This window comes from Litoribrevibacter albus (genome assembly GCF_030159995.1).
Lineage (GTDB): Bacteria > Pseudomonadota > Gammaproteobacteria > Pseudomonadales > Litoribrevibacteraceae > Litoribrevibacter > Litoribrevibacter albus.
Window position 1 is genome coordinate 241795 of record NZ_BSNM01000011.1, and the last position, 17073, is coordinate 258867.

Below are 17073 nucleotides of genomic sequence, written 5' to 3' on the forward strand. Positions count from 1 at the left end.
AAAAAAGCCACGCACTATCAAAGATAGACGTGGCTTTTTGATGCGCGGTTGAACGCTTAAGCGATTAGCGTAAGTAGTTCAACATCACACCCGCTGCTACCGCAGAACCGATCACACCAGCAACGTTTGGTCCCATCGCGTGCATAAGCAAGAAGTTTTGCTTATTCGCTTCAAGACCAACCTTGTTGGATACACGTGCGGCCATTGGCACTGCCGATACACCTGCAGAACCAATCAATGGATTCACAGGCGTCTTAGATAGCTTGTTCATTAACTTAGCCATCAATACACCAGAAGCGGTACCGATACCAAACGCAACGATACCTAGTGCCATAATACCTAGCGTTTCAGCAGCCAAGAACTTATCAGAAACCAGTTTAGAACCAACAGATAGACCAAGAAAGATGGTCGTTACGTTGATCAAAGCGTTTTGAGCAGTATCACTTAGACGATCAACTACGCCACACTCTTTCATTAGGTTACCGAAACAGAACATACCCAATAGAGGTGCCGCATCAGGAAGCAATAAAGCAACCAATACTAGAACAACCAGAGGGAATACAATCTTCTCAGTCTTAGTTACATGACGCTGCTGAGTCATTTGAATTGCACGTTCTTGAGGTGTAGTCAAAGCCTTCATAATTGGCGGCTGGATCATAGGAACCAATGCCATGTATGAATAAGCTGCAACAGCAATTGCACCCAAGAACTCAGGAGCCAACTTAGAAGCAACAAAGATCGAAGTAGGGCCATCAGCACCACCGATGATACCAATTGCAGCCGCCTGATCGATAGTAAACTCCATGATGCCAAGCTCGTTCATACCCACAGCACCCAATACGGTAGCAAAAATACCGAACTGAGCTGCAGCACCAAGCATTAGCGTCTTAGGGTTAGCCAATAACGGACCAAAGTCAGTCATTGCACCTACACCCATGAAGATCACAAGCGGAGCAATCGTACTACCGATCGCTACTGAGTAGAATTGATAAAGCATACCGTGGGTATAGCCTGCATCCAACGCAGCATTCATAGCAACAGTTTGCGTTGCATGAGGCGCAGAATGGTAAGCTTCCATGACTGCCTTATAACCAAGATCAGCATTTACACCCACAATTCCTGCAATATGCGAAAGGAATTCAGGCGTACCAATGTGTAATGCTTGCTCAAGGGCGTTATAAGCCAAACCAGCTTGAGGAATATTCGCAAGAATACCGCCCAAACCGATAGGAACTAACAAAAGAGGCTCAAAACCTTTCTTGATTGCAAGATACAATAGAAGAAGACCAACAAGGATCATGACCAACTGGCCAATATCCATGTTGTACAGCCCTGAGGAGTACCAAAGTTTTAATAAGTTTTCCATTAAGTCAGCCCCTTATTAACCTAGCGTTAGAAGAGTATCGCCAACTTTAACAGCGTCGCCTTCTTTCACAGAGATAGAGCCAACAACACCAGCTTTCGCTGCACTTACTTCAGTTTCCATCTTCATCGCTTCAAGAATCATCAGCGTCTGACCTTCTTCTACCTGTTGACCAGGTTGAACAAGAATTTTCCAAATGGTACCTGCAAGAGGAGATGGAACAGGATCACCACCACCGGCTGGCATAGCCGCTGGAGCACCGCCGGCTGCTGGAGCAGAGCCACCGAATGATAGAGGCGCACCGTTTACAGGAGCCAAATCAGTAACATCACCACCGTCGTTCACTTTAACAACGTACTCGTTACCGTCTACAGTAACTGTGAAGGTATCTTCCTCAGCGCCTTTTGGAGCTGGTTCGAATGCATCCGGGTTACCACGGTTCTCAAGGAACTTAGGAGCTACCTGAGGGAACAACGCATAAGTCAGAGCATCATCGATTTTCTCAGCCGCAAGCTTGATGCCTTTTTCAGCTGCAAGTGCATCAACATCTGCAATGATTTTGTCTAGTTCGTTCTCTAGAAGATCTGCTGGACGACAAGTGATCGCCTCACCGCCTTCAAGTACTTTAGCCTGAAGTTCAGCATTGTAAGGAGCAGGTGCTGCACCGTACTCACCTTTCAGGATGCCTTGAGTCTCTTTAGAGATAGACTTGTAACGCTCACCAGTAAGAACGTTCAGTACAGCCTGAGTACCAACGATTTGTGAAGTTGGTGTTACCAGAGGAATGTGACCTAGATCTTCACGAACACGTGGGATCTCTTTCAGTACTTCATCAAACTTGTCTGAAGCACCTTGCTCACGCAATTGGTTTTCCATGTTAGTCAACATACCACCTGGTACTTGAGCAACAAGAATACGTGAGTCTGTACCACGAAGTGCACCTTCAAACTTAGCGTACTTCTTACGTACATTACGGAAGTAAGCAGCAATTTCTTCTAGAAGCAATAGATCAAGACCAGTGTCACGATCTGTACCTTTCATCGCTGCAACAACAGTTTCAGTTGCAGAGTGACCATAAGTACCAGACATTGAAGAGATTGCAGTATCAACACGGTCAACACCCGCTTCAACCGCTTTCAGGATTGCCATGTCTGACATTCCTGCCGTTGCGTGACAGTGAAGTTGAACTTCAAGATCAGTTTCTGCTTTAAGACGAGAAACCAACTCAAAAACTTCGTAAGGATTAATGATGCCCGCCATATCTTTAATGGCAATAGAGTCGGCACCTAAATCTTCAACTTGTTTTGCCAAAGACAACCAAGAGTCCATACCATGTACAGGACTGGTTGTGTAAGACAATGTACCTTGAGCGTGCTTACCATTTGCTTTAACAGCTTTAATAGCAGTCTCAAGGTTACGAGGATCGTTCATCGCGTCGAATACGCGGAATACGTCAACACCGTTTGTAGCGGCACGCTCAACAAACTTCTCAACCACATCGTCTGCGTAGTGACGGTAACCTAGCAAGTTCTGGCCACGTAAAAGCATCTGGTGCTTTGTATTTGGCATTGCTTTCTTAAATTCACGAATACGATCCCAAGGGTCTTCGCCCAAGAAACGAATGCATGAGTCAAAAGTTGCACCACCCCAAGATTCCAAAGACCAGTAGCCTACTTGGTCCAGTTTCTCGGCGATAGGTAGCATGTCGTCGATGCGCATACGCGTTGCAAATAAAGATTGGTGTGCGTCACGCAATACTACGTCAGTAATTCCTAGAGGTTTTTTGTTATCGGTCATGGGTATATGGCCTTTCCTAAAAAAACGTTCTGTTAAACGTGCTTATTCAATCATTCACTACTTTTGGCGTGAACGATGTTCCTGTACAGCAGCTTTTAATACTGCCAGCAATTTTGGATCAACACCGCCGCCTGTGTTAGCAGGTGGAGCTACTGGTGCTGGTGCAGCAGGTTCCGGTTCAGGGAAAAATTTAACAACTACTTTGGACATCGCAGTTGTGGCATAAATGAGAACAACCAGGAATGAGAATACGAATCCCATACCTAATAGCATCAATGTAATGCCTTCACTCATTAATTCGGACATGCGGTCTCCTTCATGGTAACCGTAGTTTAGTCCCTTTCGTCGGATGGACTCAGGGCTCCCGCTGTATGACTGGGTAAGTCATACATCCTACATTTTGCTCAGTGCGATTAGATACTCACTTGACCGTCTGTACAAATATTAGACAACTCAGCCAGCAAAACGGCTCTACTTTACCGAGTAAAGTTTTTTTACGCAATATTGACAAACCATTAACATCGCATCCAAGTGTAATAAATGAATGAAAAATCGCCAATTTCAGATAGAATACCGCGATTTTCAATCCCTTACGGTTTAATAAACCGTATTTTTCGCCATACTGGTACAAATTATGCGTATATTACTGGCTCCAATGGAGGGCGTTTTAGACCCCCCTCTGAGAGAAGTGTTAACAAGAGTTGGAGCATTTGATTTTTGCGTCTCTGAATTTATACGCATTACTGACCAACATCTCCCAGCAAAAGTCTTTTACAGACTCTGCCCGGAACTCCATCAAAACAGTAAAACTGCGTCTGGCACACCGGTAAAAGTACAACTCTTGGGAAACAATCCCGAAACCCTGGCACGTAGTGCCCGAAAGGCAGTTAAGCTTGGCTCGCCAGGCATTGATTTGAACTTTGGTTGCCCCGCTAAAACTGTGAATAAGCACAAAGGCGGCGCTGTCCTGTTAAAAGAACCTGAAAGCATTTTTCAAATCATCAAAACTGTTCGAGAAGAAGTCCCGAGTGAATTTCCCGTAACGGCAAAAATGAGACTGGGCTGGGATTGTCATAAAGGCGCACTGAAACTAGCCCAACAAATAGAAGCTGCAGGTGCTGACGAACTCGTTATCCACGCACGAACAAAAATTCAAGGGTATAAGCCTCCTGCTCACTGGCACTTCCTTAAAGAAATCAGTGATTCCCTATCCATCCCCGTGGTTGCTAATGGTGATATCTGGACTCTAGAAGACTATAAAGAGTGTATTGAAGTCAGTGGTTGTGATGATGTCATGATTGGACGGGGCGCAATTGCATCCCCCTTCTTAAGTAAACAGATCCGTGATTACCAAAATGGCATTGAATCCCCCCTCCCTCAATGGGAAGAGATCGAACCTCTTTTAACAGAGTTTTACGATGCCTGCGAACCGAACGGAACAGCCCGGCACGACATCCAAATTACAGGCCGCCTTAAGCAATGGCTTCACATGCTTAGCTGGCAGTACACGGAAGCAAAAACCATATTCGACCAAGTGAAGCGATTTAAAACACGTTCAGAAGTTTTTGAGGTAATAGATAGGCGCTAGCCGGAAGCCGGAAGCATTACGCTAGATTTATTTTCGACTTCAACCATTTGATTTCTAAAAAATAAAATTCAATCAAACACGAAATCTAAAAAGAATACATCAGGTATTTAGAAAAGACTGAACAGAAAGATTAAAAAATTAAGAAATTAAGAAATTAAGTGGCGCACCCGAGAGGAGTCGAACCTCTAACCGCTCGGTTCGTAGCCGAGTACTCTATCCAATTGAGCTACGGGTGCGTAATAACCAGATCCATCCGGTCGAGGTAACTTGACGCTTCACCATCTTTAACTTCATTACCAGAAAGTTAAGTGGCGCACCCGAGAGGAGTCGAACCTCTAACCGCTCGGTTCGTAGCCGAGTACTCTATCCAATTGAGCTACGGGTGCTTAACGTGGGCCGGCATTATATAGATCAAAAAGTTAATTGCAAGCTTTTATTTCTATCCGGCTAAAGTGGCGGAGAGAGAGGGATTCGAACCCTCGATAGGTGTTAACCTATACGCCCTTAGCAGGGGCGCGCCTTCAGCCACTCGGCCATCTCTCCAAAACACGGGCTGCATCTTACCATGAAAAAAGGAAAAGAAAAGACCCAAATTCAAAAAAATGTAAGATTTTTATGAGTTTGCGTCCTGCTCTTTCTCTTTTTGGATGCGCTGATAAATTTCTTCACGGTGAACAGCCACTTCTTTTGGAGCATTAACACCAATACGAACCTGATTCCCTTTTACACCAAGAACGGTAACAGTAACATCATCCCCAATCATCAACGTTTCACCAACGCGACGTGTCAAAATAAGCATATCTTTCTCCTTGTTATAATTCCTTGTCCACTGACAGGACGATCATATCCGCCTTGTCATGCAGCCACCCAAGCAATTCAGTTAATAATGTTTGATTTCACTCTTACTAACTAGTTCATACAAGCAGCGAAGCCAACTTGGGTTTTCTGCTACGGTCTATCCTCTTTAGGATTTAACTTACAACATATAAGTCAACTTCTTACCCACTAGTTAGCAAGTATTGACCATAGACAGAAGAATTCAAAATTTTATTGTTTCTTAAATACAATTAATTCGTTTCAAGAAAGACAACTTATTCGCTCTCAGCCAACTCAAACGCACTGTGAAGGCTGCGTACTGCTAGCTCCAGGTACTTCTCGTCGATAACCACTGAAACTTTAATTTCAGAGGTAGAGATCATTTGAATATTAATGTTTTCTTTCGCCAAGCAACGGAACATAGTACTAGCAACACCAGCATGTGAACGCATACCAACGCCTACGATAGAAACCTTAGCAATCTTGTTATCACCAACCACTTCACGCGCACCTAGGTCTGCACAGATCTGTTGCAGAATTTCCTCTGCTTTCTCGAACTCATTTCTATGCACAGTGAACGTAAAATCAGTTGTACCGTCTTGGCCAATGTTCTGAACAATCATGTCCACTTCTACATTTTTATCGCCAACAGGGCCAAGAATACGAGATGCGACACCAGGAATATCCGGTACACCCACCAGGGTCAACTTCGCTTCATCACGGTTAAACGCAATACCAGAGATCAGTGGCTGTTCCATTGAATCATCTTCCTCATTATCAATCGTAATTAGAGTACCCGGCCCTTCTTTAAAGCTGGAAAGCACTCTCAATGGCACCTTATATTTACCCGCAAATTCCACAGAACGAATCTGCAGAACCTTCGAGCCAAGACTCGCCATTTCCAACATTTCTTCAAAAGTAATTTTCTCAAGTCGACGGGCATCTTCAACCACACGAGGGTCTGTTGTATAAACACCATCAACATCAGTGTAAATTTGACACTCATCCGCACCCAAAGCAGCCGCCAATGCCACACCAGTGGTATCAGAACCACCACGACCTAGCGTAGTAATATTGCCTGCTTCATCAACGCCCTGGAAACCAGCAACGACAACAACGCGACCTTCATTAAGGTCATTTTTCATCTTCTCGCCGTCAATGCTTTGAATTCGAGCTTTACCGTGTGAATCATCTGTAAGAATTCTTACTTGACCGCCGGTATAAGAACGAGCATCCCAACCACGCTTTTTCAATGCCATAGACAGCAATGCGATGGTTACTTGCTCACCCGTTGAAACCAACACATCCAATTCACGAGGATCTGGACGCTCCATCACATCGGAGGCCAAACCTAATAAACGGTTAGTTTCACCACTCATTGCCGACACAACGACCACGACATCATGACCGTCCTGACGGAATTTGATTACTTTTTCCGCAACAGCTTCGATTCTTTCGACAGTACCTACGGATGTACCACCGTACTTTTGAACTATTAATGCCATATCTGATGATCTATCTTGACCGAGAAACGGGCGCCCATTAAACACCAAGACGCCCAAAAGTTAAATATTAAAACACTTAGTCACTTCAAAACCTGAGCTTAAGCAAACTTTTCTGCCACCCAGTCTTTTGCCAACTCCAGTGCAGCATCTACACCCGCAGGATCATTACCACCTGCCTGAGCCATATCAGGGCGACCGCCGCCTTTACCGCCAACCTTTTCAGCAGCTAACTTAATCAAGTCACCTGCTTTAGCGGTACCTGTAAGGTCTTTTGTCACACCCGCAATCAAGCTCACTTTGTCATCATTGACAGCTGCCAGCAAAATTACGCCTGATTGAAGCTTGTTCTTAAGTTGATCCGTTAAATCACGCAATCCTTTTGGATCAGCGCCTTCAAGTTTCGCTGCCAGCAATTTAACACCAGCAACTTCAATCGCTTGGCCAGCCAAATCATTACCTGCTGAGCTTGCCAGTTTTGCTTTTGCCAACTCTAACTCTTTTTCAAGCTGACGAGACTTGGCAATCATTTGCTGAACTTTTTCCAGAACAGAATCACGACTGCCTTTTAGTTGACCAGCAATCTCACTAATAATTGCATCCGATTCTTGTGTTCGCTTATAAGCAGCTTCACCAGTCACCGCTTCGATACGACGAACGCCTGAAGCAATACCGGACTCAGAAGTAATCTTAAGGATTCCGATATCACCCGTGCGCTTAGCGTGTGTACCACCACACAATTCAATAGAGAAATCGTTCCCCATTGAAAGAACACGCACTTCATCGTCGTACTTTTCACCAAACAGAGCCATTGCGCCTCTATTTTTCGCACTGTCGATATCCATCACTTCCGTTGAAACCTGCGTATTTTCTGAGATCAACCCATTTACTCGCGCTTCAATGTCAGAAATTTGTGCTGGCGTTACCGCTTCAAAGTGAGAGAAGTCAAAACGTAGTTTTTCCGGATCTACCAATGAACCTTTCTGTGCAACATGATCGCCCAGAACATCACGCAATACGGCATGCAACAAGTGAGTAGCTGAGTGATTCAAGGCTGTTGCTTGACGAGCTGTTTTATCAACCTCAGCACCGAGTACGTCACCAAGTTTGATAGAACCTGAATTTAGCTTACCAATATGAAGATGGTTAGCGCCGTCTTTTTGAGTATCAGCAACAACAAACTCAACACCGTCTGCCAACAAGCGACCTGAATCACCTACTTGACCACCAGACTCACCATAGAACGGAGTGGCTTCCAAAACCACAACGCCATCATCGCCAGCAGCCAACGAAGAAACCTCTTCACCCGCTTTTAATAAAGCAACCACCGTTGATTGACCATCTAAATGATCATAACCGGTAAACTCAGTCGCTTTATCCAGAGTCACTTTTGCCGTTAGATCGACATCAAACTTACTGGCCGCACGAGCACGCTCACGCTGCTCATTCATTGCAACGTCAAAGCCAGCTTCATCAATGGTTAAGCCACGATCACGCGCAACCATTGCTGTTAAGTCCAGAGGGAAGCCATAGGTGTCATACAGTTTAAATACCGTCTCACCAGGAATTTCGGTTCCAGACATTTCTTCAACCGCTTGATCGAAGATCTTAACGCCCTGATCCAGAGTCTTTGCAAACTGCTCTTCCTCTTTAAGAAGTGCTCGTTCGATTAGCTCTTGATTCTTAGCAAGATCCGGATAGGCCTCGCCCATAACGTCCACAAGCGCAGCAACCAATTTATGGAAGAACGGTTCTTCACCACCCAGCTTATGGCCATGCAAAGCCGCACGACGAATAATACGACGCAACACATAACCACGACCTTCATTCGAAGGTGTAATACCATCTGAAATCATGAACGCGCACGAACGGATATGATCCGCAATTACTCGAAGAGAAGCCTGAGTGGTATCCGTTTGACCCAGTAACTTAGCTGCCGCATTTAACAGATGCTGGAACAGATCAATTTCATAGTTGGAGTGAACATTCTGAATAACCGCAGCAATACGCTCCAAGCCCATACCGGTATCAACAGATGGTTTTGGAAGCGGTTCCATTACACCATCCGCAGTGCGGTTGTACTGCATGAACACCAGGTTCCAAATTTCGATGAAACGATCGCCATCTTCTTCAGGAGAACCTGGAGGTCCACCCCGCACTTCAGGGCCATGATCATAGAAAATCTCAGTACACGGTCCACATGGACCAGTATCACCCATCGCCCAGAAGTTATCAGAATTGTATTTTTCGCCTTTGTCGCCGATACGGATAATGCGATCTTCCGCAACACCCATTTTCTTATTCCAAAGTTCATAGGCCTCGTTATCGTCGTGATACACGGTGACCATCAACTTTTCCGTTGGAATGTTCAGCCATTCTTTAGAGGTAAGAAATTCCCAAGCAAAACGAATCGCATCTTCTTTAAAGTAATCACCAAAGCTGAAGTTACCCAGCATTTCGAAGAAGGTATGGTGACGAGCAGTAAAGCCCACGTTTTCCAAGTCGTTATGTTTACCACCTGCACGCACACACTTCTGAGATGTGGTTGCACGGGTATAACTGCGTTTTTCTTTACCTAGGAAGCAGTCTTTAAACTGAACCATACCGGCTACTGTAAACATAACAGTCGGGTCATTACCCGGAATCAAAGAACTACTTTCAACCACTTCATGATTTTGTTTATTGAAGTAGTCCAAAAAGGCTTGGCGAATTTCTGAGCTTTTCATAAATCGTCCATCATCGACGCCGTTTCCCGGCGATCTTATTTTAAATATTTTCTAATCTTATAGAGGGCTTTGAAAACCATCAAAACCACAAAAAACTGTCCACACCACGGACGCTCAAATGAGCGTATCAATCCGCTTAAGGCGATAACCAAAGAACAGCACAGTATATAGAGTTTCAAGGCACTTGCACACTCAATGAACACCTCGAACCAGAAAAATTCTGATGAATTATAGTGAGGTTTTGCGATCCCTTTGAATTTTGACTCTGAATCGCTTTTACGACATTCTTGCCACCAGCGAAAAAGCACAAATTTGATGAGGAGTTAGAAATGAAATTACGTGTATATTTATCAGGAGAAATTCATACCGATTGGCGTGAAACCATCAAACAGGGCGTCCAAGAAGCCGGTTTGGACATAGAAATTTCAGCTCCTAACACCTGTCATGAAGACAGTGACGACTGTGGCGATAAGATTCTTGGCGCAGAAACCAACAACTTTTGGAAAGACCACAAGGCATCCAAAATCAATGGCCTTCGCACTCGCAAATTGATCTCGGATGCGGACATTGTTGTGGTTCGTTTTGGTGATAAATACAAGCAGTGGAATGCAGCTTTTGATGCAGGTTATGCCGCAGCCCTTGGCAAATCATTGATCGTAATGCATGGCTCTGACATTGTTCACCCATTAAAAGAAGTGGATGCAGCTGCCCAAGCTGTTTGTGAAACACCTGAACAGGTTGTTGATATTTTGCGCTATGTAATGACCAACCAATTACCATAGACGCCCACTTAAATTAACGCCTTAAAGCGTTAAGTTTATTCAGAAGCCTGCATCGACGAGGGATATTCAACTCCTCATTAATGCAGGCTTTTTTTATCTTTCAGATACAGAAACGGATGTCATTTCAGACGCAATGTCCTCGCTCGGAATCGCTGCCCTACTCCGGCAAAACAGTTCGATAATCAACGCCAGGCCATTAAATAGTCGTTCCCCCCAATTAAACAAGATTAATCCCGAGAGAATCACAAACGTGCCAATCCACACTTGCTGCGTCACCACTTCGCCATTAAAAACAACACCCAGCATCAGCGCCAACACTGGCGTGACCAAGGTCACCAAAGCCACGGTACTGGGTTTAAGCACAGACAGGATATGGAAATAACACATAAAACCAACCAGTGACCCCATAATGGCTAAATAAATTACCGCACCAATGGATCGATCAGACACTAAACTGGCCCCTGCTACTGCTTGATTTATCACCTCCCGAACACTGGTTTCGTAACTCATGCCAGCGAGTTCAATAAGCAAGATCACCAAGTAGATGGGAACAGAACACACAAGCGCACCCACAGTTTGTTCCAAGTGACCATTTCTGTGCTCACTTTGCTTAATCAAGACACCGCTTAAACTGAACAAGGTCACCGACAGCAACAGCAAACCAATCCCTTTAACGGTATCCTCACCCCAGGTTATGTCTGTACCAAAAATAACCACCAAACCCACCAGCGAAATCACCGAAGCTATCCAGCGATACACAGGCATTGGATCTTTTAAAATCCACAGAGCGAACATTGCAGAAAAGATAGGTGATAAGCCGTACAACACAGAAATCAAACCACTTGGAATCAAGCCCGCTGCGTGATAGGTCGTGTACATAGACAGCGCAATACCAATGTCAGCATACAAGTACTTTTTAATCGCAGGTTTAGACCACTCTAGAGACTTCCCCATCGCTCGTAATAAGCACCAGCCTAGCATTGCCGCGATTGTCATTCGAACTAGCGCCGACACGGTCGGATGAATTGATTCACTGCTCCAGGTAACGCCCAATGGCGTCGTGGTCCAAACAAGAATGACCGTAATGTAGGCCATTGCGATAGACATTGTGTGACTCCTTTTCATAAAAATGTATGAATTTCGGAAGCAACAGAAAAACGGCGGCAGAAACAAAAAAGCCGCAGTCTGAGTCTGCGGCTTTTAGAAATTCGAGGGTTAACTCATTCAACCAAAACACCGCAGCGGGATGGCCTTCAACCAACGCGCAGACATGACGAGTGCGAGCGCAACTCGGCATACAATTCGTGCAATGGCGTTAAAATTGAAAGTCGTCATGAGAGCTATGTGTTCTTAATGAATGAAGCATCAGTCTTGCAAAGCTTGACTAAAATAACAAGCCAAAGTTTTATTATTTATTGTTTAGTTTTTAATCTATCCCTCGGGCACTTCAGAACGTTCACCTGCTACGCTGAACTATTGATAATCCGTTTCTCGATGAGAAGACGAAAACATTGAATAACAATAATAAGAGAATTATATGGATAACCTGTACGGTCAGTGTTTTGGTACATATGGCTGTGGCAGCGCTCGCGCCGAACTTCGATTTTTTTCTTCCCTCCCTAAAACATTCAAACACTTTGACTATCCAACTCACTTCTCTTGAGAAAAAACACACCATACCAATCGCCAAAGCAAGGCCAGAAGAGCCAGAAGAGCCAGAAGAGCCAGAAGAGCCAGAAGAGCCAGAAGAGCCTCAGAATAAAGATCGTCCCAAAAAAGTAAACAAAGACCCCTTTCTAGAGTCATTAACATCTAATAACGACACCAAGCCTAAAGGTACAGCCTCAACACAGGAACAGCCAAGCCCTCCAAAAAATACAATAACCAATAACAATCAGAGTAAAAACACCCCCAATCCAGAATCGCTCAAACAAGTACAGAAAGCACAGAAAGCACAGAAAGCACAGAAAGCACAGAAAGCACAGAAAGCACAGAAAGCACAGAAAGCACAGAAAGCACAGAAAGCACAGAAAGCACAGAAAGCACAGAAAGCACAGAAAGCACAGAAAGCTAGTGTAGGTGCTTCAAGTACCAGTCAAGCATTTCGAGGGAACACCTCAGACCTTAAACAAACACCCGTATCGTCCAACCCATTACTCCAAGAAATTATGAACAGGCAGAACAGTCTTGAAATTCAGGAGGCGTTATCTACAAACAGTGGCCAGCTATTAAGTGATATAGATTTAGCAGAGCAAGGAGTCGTTGGCTTTGAGGACGGCTTAGATACTAACCAACTGTACAACCCAATAGCTTATCAAATGTCTAAACAAATGGAGGCCGACTGGAATCCTCCTGTTTCAGGAAAAAAACTAATGACTTCAATTAAGCTGTATCTAACCGAATACGGTGAAATTCGAAAACTAGTGCTGATTAAACCAAGTGGTGACAGTTCATTTGATCAACGAGCTCTCAATCTACTTATTGAGAAAAAGCGATTCTCTTTGGAAGAATTAAACCTGACGCAACTACCTGTAGGCTTGCGGGAGTTTGTTATGAACTTTGATGATTTTTCAGAGCCTGACGATTAACCCCAGACTCTATATCTTCCGATACTAACCATTCAACTTCTGAGTAATTTCGATGTACCTATCGACATCTGCCGGTTTGAATTTAAACTCAGCACCTTCTTTTACAGAAGCAATCAAGTTCTCTTTGGCGTAACGTTTTACCGTAAACTCAGACACTCCAAGCTTGTCAGCCACTTCTTTTACAGACAACAAACCTTCTGACATTGGTCACATCTCCATTGTTATTATTGATGATGAGATCAGTATAGTTGGTGTTAGTATTTCTGCTACTGAGTCAGCGGGATTTGAGGAGCCCATTGTAACCACTTATCGCTCGGCTCTGCGTAGAGGGTATATTGAGCTCCAGGTGCGGCATCACCTCCCATTACACTCTCCGGTGGTGTCGCAAGTGCGATCCCGCCTTCAAGAATGGACTCTAATGACGAGGTCTTCAATTTCGCACCACCGAACAAGCTGAAATCAAACCCAATACCACTGGTTGTCCAGAACACGGTATTTTGTTTGATTAACGGAGTGTAACGGCTTTCAATATTGGCATAGATGTAGACTTGAGTAGCTTGTTCGGATAACGCCGTCGCGGTCACTTCCCCTACTACAATATCCCGATAGTACAGCTTCACACCTTCTTTGATGGACCCCAAACGATCAGCCGTCAAAACAATATTTAATCCTCGGGATTTCTCTTCTTTCACCGGCTTATTAAGCAAGCCTTTAAAGGTATTCGTCTTCTTACCTCCACCCGGCAACACGCTAATGTATTTCCCGGTTACCAAGGTGCCTAAGTTCGCCGTCTTGACTAGGCTTAACTCAGGTTGAACTAACCAAAACTGTGTCTTTTCACGAGCTAACTGGTGGGCAGATGGATACAGCAAGACATCAACCATAACGCCATTGAGATCAGGATTAAGAGCAACCGCTTTTACTTCACCAACGGATACTCCCAGATACTGAACTTCTGTGCCCACTTTCAAACCACTGCCATCATCAAAATGAATCGAAATTTGAACACCTTCAGAGTGTGCACTTTCATAGCTGGAAAAGAGATCAAACACCTCTCCATCTTTGGCTGGGCTTTTGTTGCCAAATTCTGGCGTATAGAGTTCGATGCCTCCCGCCAGAATGGTTTGAACGGAAGGTGCTCGGACCTTGATTCCTTCCAAACCACCAGAGATTTCCACACCACCCGCATTCCAGAAACGGCTATTTTGTTTTACCAGATGTTCGTAATCGTGCTCAATAAAGACATCCAACAACACAGATTGACGATCTTTCGATAACTCGTAGGACTGCACCACACCAATCGGGATATTTCGATACAGAATGTCCGTGCCTCGATCAATAGATTTTAGCGAACTGGATTTCAGCGTAATGTGTAGACCCGGTGTCGATTTATCCCTCTTTGGCGGCTGATCCAAAGCCACGAACCGATGCTGCGGTTTACCTGTTAACGACGCATCAACTTCAATAACCCCGGCGCCCAATAGACTCTCGATTCCAGACACCTCAGTCAAGCTGATCACAGGCTTTGGTAGCCAAAACTTCATGCTTTCATTCAAAGCAGGTTCAGACCTTGGATCCATTGAAATGGTTGCAATCATGCCATCCAAACCAGCAGTAGGTTTTACATCAATCACTTTACCCACTGTCACGCCTTTATATTGCACTTCCGTAGAACCAACCCGTAATCCTTTGGCGGTTTTAAATTTTACGTAAACGAGAATCCCCGTATGGGCTGAATCAAAATCTTCATAAAGTGTAAACTTTTGACCATTAGTGACTTCACTCGCCCCGTGTTGTGAATCCGGCGTATCCAAGGAAATGCCACCTGTAATTAATGACGCCAGTGAATCCACTTGTACCTTAAAGCCGGAGAAATCTCCGGTGAACGCCAAGCCACTGCTTTCCCAGAACCGGGTATTTGAGTTGATGATGTCAACGTACTCTGGATTGATGAAAATTTTTATCGCGACCTTTTTAAAATCTTCATCAAAGTTGTAATCCAATACTTCACCCACTTCAATTCGACGATGCAGTACCGGAGCGCCACGCACAATGGACCCCAAACGCTCACTGATTAACGTCAGCTCCAAGCCTCCCCCTTCCTTTGCCTGAACTGGCGGGTGATCTAATGCGTTAAATTTCCGGGCTGGAGTCCCTTCTTGATATAAGAGCTGAAAATAATTACCCGATACCAATGCTTCCAGCCCCGAGACACCACTGAAATTTACTTCCGGTCGCACCAACCAAATCTGACTGGCATTGGTTAACAAGGGTTCAGCAAATCGTTTCACCCGTAGGGTGGCAAGAATACCTTTGAAATCTTTCGCATCGAGCTCATAACTGTCCAGAACCCCAATGCTGATGCCCTGGTATTTTATTTCCGTTTTTCCTTCTACCAGGCCAGTGGCTGAGTCCAAATTAACCTGGATTTCAATATCCCCTTCCACCAGGTTTTTATAAACCAACCAACCAGCAATTAAGAGAGCAAGTACCGGTAATAACCAGTAGATGGAAACACCTTCTTTCTCGTGCACAACAGCGGTTGCGATTTCAGTTTTCTCTGTCACGATTCTTCCTTGATCTTAGTAGGGTTGGTTGGGTCTAACCTAGTGTCCAGATCCCATATTAATTTAGGATCAAACGCATGGGCAGCCATCATGGTAATAACAACAACGGCAGAAAATGCAGTCGCACCGGTACCCGCCGTAATACTGGCGATGCCACCTAAATCCACCAGCGTTACCAAAATTGATACTACAAATAAGTCCAGCATGGACCACTTACCAATCACTTCAACAATGCGATAAGCCAGCGCACTTTGATGTTGATTCAGTGGAATTTTTCGATCGACCACTATCAGCAAAATAAGCAAGGCTAATAACTTCAACAAAGGCACTGCAATACTGGCAATAAACACGATCATCGCAATGGCCACCATGTCCATATCAATCAAAGCAATAACACCAGAGATAATGGTATCCGTTGATTCAGAACCGAGATATGTCACCGTCATGATCGGGTAAACATTGGCTAACACGAAGAGTACAAATCCGGTCAGTACTAATGACCAGGTGGTTGAAACGCTCTTTGGCTGACGAAAGAACACCTTATGACCACAACGAGAGCACTGAGCAAAAGACTGTTCGGCAGGCATCTTCATCGTATGATGACAAACAGAGCAACCAACTAAGCCTTGGTCTTTTGCGACGACAAACTGATCCAATCGCTGCCCTCCTTTTCCATTCGACGCCACACTTCACCGGGTTCAAATCGGGTAGTGACTAAAATATCCAGAACCAAGAAGGTCAAAAAGCAGAACAATCCGATATCGATCACAATGTCGCCCATGTCCATCAGCTTAATGTAAGACAACAGGATGGCGATCAAATACACATCCAGCATCCCCCAAGCTTCTATTTTCTTGTGTAATCTCAGTGCATAGATAACATCCTTGCCCCACCAGTTAAGATAGGCTCTCAAGGAGACAAAGAAGACCAGTAGAAACTTAATCAGGGGCACCACTATACTGCAAAAAAGAACCAGAATTGCCATCCACCAATAGCCATCAACAGCCAATCGGAAGACCCCTTTGACCATGGTATTTTCACCATCGTTCCCCAGAATTGATAAGGTCATGATGGGTAAAAAGTTGGCAGGAATAAATAGCAGTAAGCCGCTGAATGCAATTAATAACGGGGGTAATAAACGACTTCGATAGTGTTTGATCAGTGCACCCTTACAACGCGGGCAACTGACAGAGTTACCTTCATTAAGCGCGGGAATAGAAACTAAGAGGTCACATTCATGACACACCATCATTTCAATGCTCTTAGTCATCCTGACGTATTTCCTATCAGAGTTTCAGTATTGAGGGTTCTTTTTTAGACGATAGAATAGCCTGATTATATGGG

14 protein-coding genes and 3 tRNA genes are annotated in these 17073 nt (G+C 44.5%); 3 read left to right on the forward strand and 14 right to left on the reverse strand.

The window, feature by feature from the left end; all coding sequences use genetic code 11:
* Positions 1-64 precede the first annotated feature (64 nt).
* Genes QQL66_RS08125 through QQL66_RS08135 form a run of 3 tightly spaced genes read right to left on the reverse strand, consistent with a single transcriptional unit; the run spans position 65 to position 3466 of the window.
* Positions 65-1366 carry a sodium ion-translocating decarboxylase subunit beta gene (locus QQL66_RS08125; RefSeq protein WP_284380618.1) on the reverse strand — a complete coding sequence of 434 codons (1302 nt, stop codon included), beginning with the start codon at positions 1364-1366 and terminating at the stop codon, positions 65-67.
* Between the two features lie 15 nt (positions 1367-1381).
* A complete protein-coding gene (gene oadA / locus QQL66_RS08130; protein ID WP_284380619.1) occupies positions 1382-3160 on the reverse strand; it encodes a sodium-extruding oxaloacetate decarboxylase subunit alpha in 1779 nt (592 codons plus the stop codon).
* 57 nt (positions 3161-3217) lie between these two features.
* Positions 3218-3466 carry an OadG family protein gene (locus QQL66_RS08135; RefSeq protein ID WP_284380620.1) on the reverse strand — a complete coding sequence of 83 codons (249 nt, stop codon included), beginning with the start codon at positions 3464-3466 and terminating at the stop codon, positions 3218-3220.
* Between the two features lie 328 nt (positions 3467-3794).
* Here QQL66_RS08135 and QQL66_RS08140 point away from each other — a divergent pair, with 328 nt between their 5' ends.
* The gene (locus QQL66_RS08140) at positions 3795-4748 is read left to right on the forward strand and encodes a tRNA dihydrouridine synthase (RefSeq protein ID WP_284380621.1); all 954 of its coding nucleotides are present in this window, start codon (positions 3795-3797) and stop codon (positions 4746-4748) included.
* Between the two features lie 159 nt (positions 4749-4907).
* On the opposite strand, the gene QQL66_RS08145 is transcribed toward QQL66_RS08140, so the two are convergent.
* The 6 genes from QQL66_RS08145 to alaS form a co-directional block, all read right to left on the reverse strand.
* Positions 4908-4984 (reverse strand) — tRNA-Arg (locus QQL66_RS08145).
* A gap of 73 nt (positions 4985-5057) precedes the next feature.
* A tRNA-Arg gene (locus tag QQL66_RS08150) sits at positions 5058-5134 on the reverse strand.
* Between the two features lie 67 nt (positions 5135-5201).
* Positions 5202-5291 (reverse strand) — tRNA-Ser (locus QQL66_RS08155).
* Positions 5292-5361: 70 nt separating this feature from the next.
* On the reverse strand, positions 5362-5547 hold the full coding sequence (csrA, locus tag QQL66_RS08160; RefSeq protein WP_284380622.1) for a carbon storage regulator CsrA: 186 nt from the start codon (positions 5545-5547) through the stop codon (positions 5362-5364).
* A gap of 292 nt (positions 5548-5839) precedes the next feature.
* Positions 5840-7069, reverse strand: coding sequence for an aspartate kinase (locus tag QQL66_RS08165; protein WP_284380623.1), 1230 nt, complete (start codon positions 7067-7069; stop codon positions 5840-5842).
* A gap of 98 nt (positions 7070-7167) precedes the next feature.
* Entirely contained in the window at positions 7168-9792 is a 2625-nt protein-coding gene (alaS, locus tag QQL66_RS08170; protein WP_284380625.1) for an alanine--tRNA ligase, read from the reverse strand.
* Between the two features lie 329 nt (positions 9793-10121).
* Between alaS and QQL66_RS08175 the strand changes: the two genes are divergently transcribed.
* Positions 10122-10574: a YtoQ family protein gene (locus QQL66_RS08175; RefSeq protein ID WP_284380627.1), complete on the forward strand. Its 453-nt coding sequence runs from the start codon at positions 10122-10124 to the stop codon at positions 10572-10574.
* Positions 10575-10667: 93 nt separating this feature from the next.
* Here QQL66_RS08175 and QQL66_RS08180 read toward each other — a convergent pair whose 3' ends face one another.
* On the reverse strand, positions 10668-11681 hold the full coding sequence (locus QQL66_RS08180; protein ID WP_284380629.1) for a DMT family transporter: 1014 nt from the start codon (positions 11679-11681) through the stop codon (positions 10668-10670).
* Positions 11682-12211: 530 nt separating this feature from the next.
* Here QQL66_RS08180 and QQL66_RS08185 point away from each other — a divergent pair.
* Positions 12212-13162, forward strand: coding sequence for a hypothetical protein (locus QQL66_RS08185; protein ID WP_284380630.1), 951 nt, complete (start codon positions 12212-12214; stop codon positions 13160-13162).
* Between the two features lie 24 nt (positions 13163-13186).
* Here the strand turns inward: QQL66_RS08185 and QQL66_RS08190 are convergent, their stop codons facing one another.
* The 4 genes from QQL66_RS08190 to QQL66_RS08205 form a co-directional block, all read right to left on the reverse strand.
* Positions 13187-13366: a helix-turn-helix domain-containing protein gene (locus QQL66_RS08190; RefSeq protein WP_284380632.1), complete on the reverse strand. Its 180-nt coding sequence runs from the start codon at positions 13364-13366 to the stop codon at positions 13187-13189.
* A 62-nt stretch (positions 13367-13428) separates the two neighbouring features.
* Positions 13429-15729 carry a PqiB family protein gene (locus tag QQL66_RS08195; protein WP_284380634.1) on the reverse strand — a complete coding sequence of 767 codons (2301 nt, stop codon included), beginning with the start codon at positions 15727-15729 and terminating at the stop codon, positions 13429-13431.
* Positions 15726-16385 (reverse strand): paraquat-inducible protein A, encoded by a 660-nt coding sequence (locus tag QQL66_RS08200; RefSeq protein WP_284380635.1) that lies wholly within the window; start codon positions 16383-16385, stop codon positions 15726-15728. Before QQL66_RS08200 ends, QQL66_RS08195 begins: the two co-directional genes overlap by 4 nt.
* Positions 16349-16999 carry a paraquat-inducible protein A gene (locus QQL66_RS08205; RefSeq protein WP_284380636.1) on the reverse strand — a complete coding sequence of 217 codons (651 nt, stop codon included), beginning with the start codon at positions 16997-16999 and terminating at the stop codon, positions 16349-16351. Before QQL66_RS08205 ends, QQL66_RS08200 begins: the two co-directional genes overlap by 37 nt.
* Positions 17000-17073: the final 74 nt, after the last annotated feature.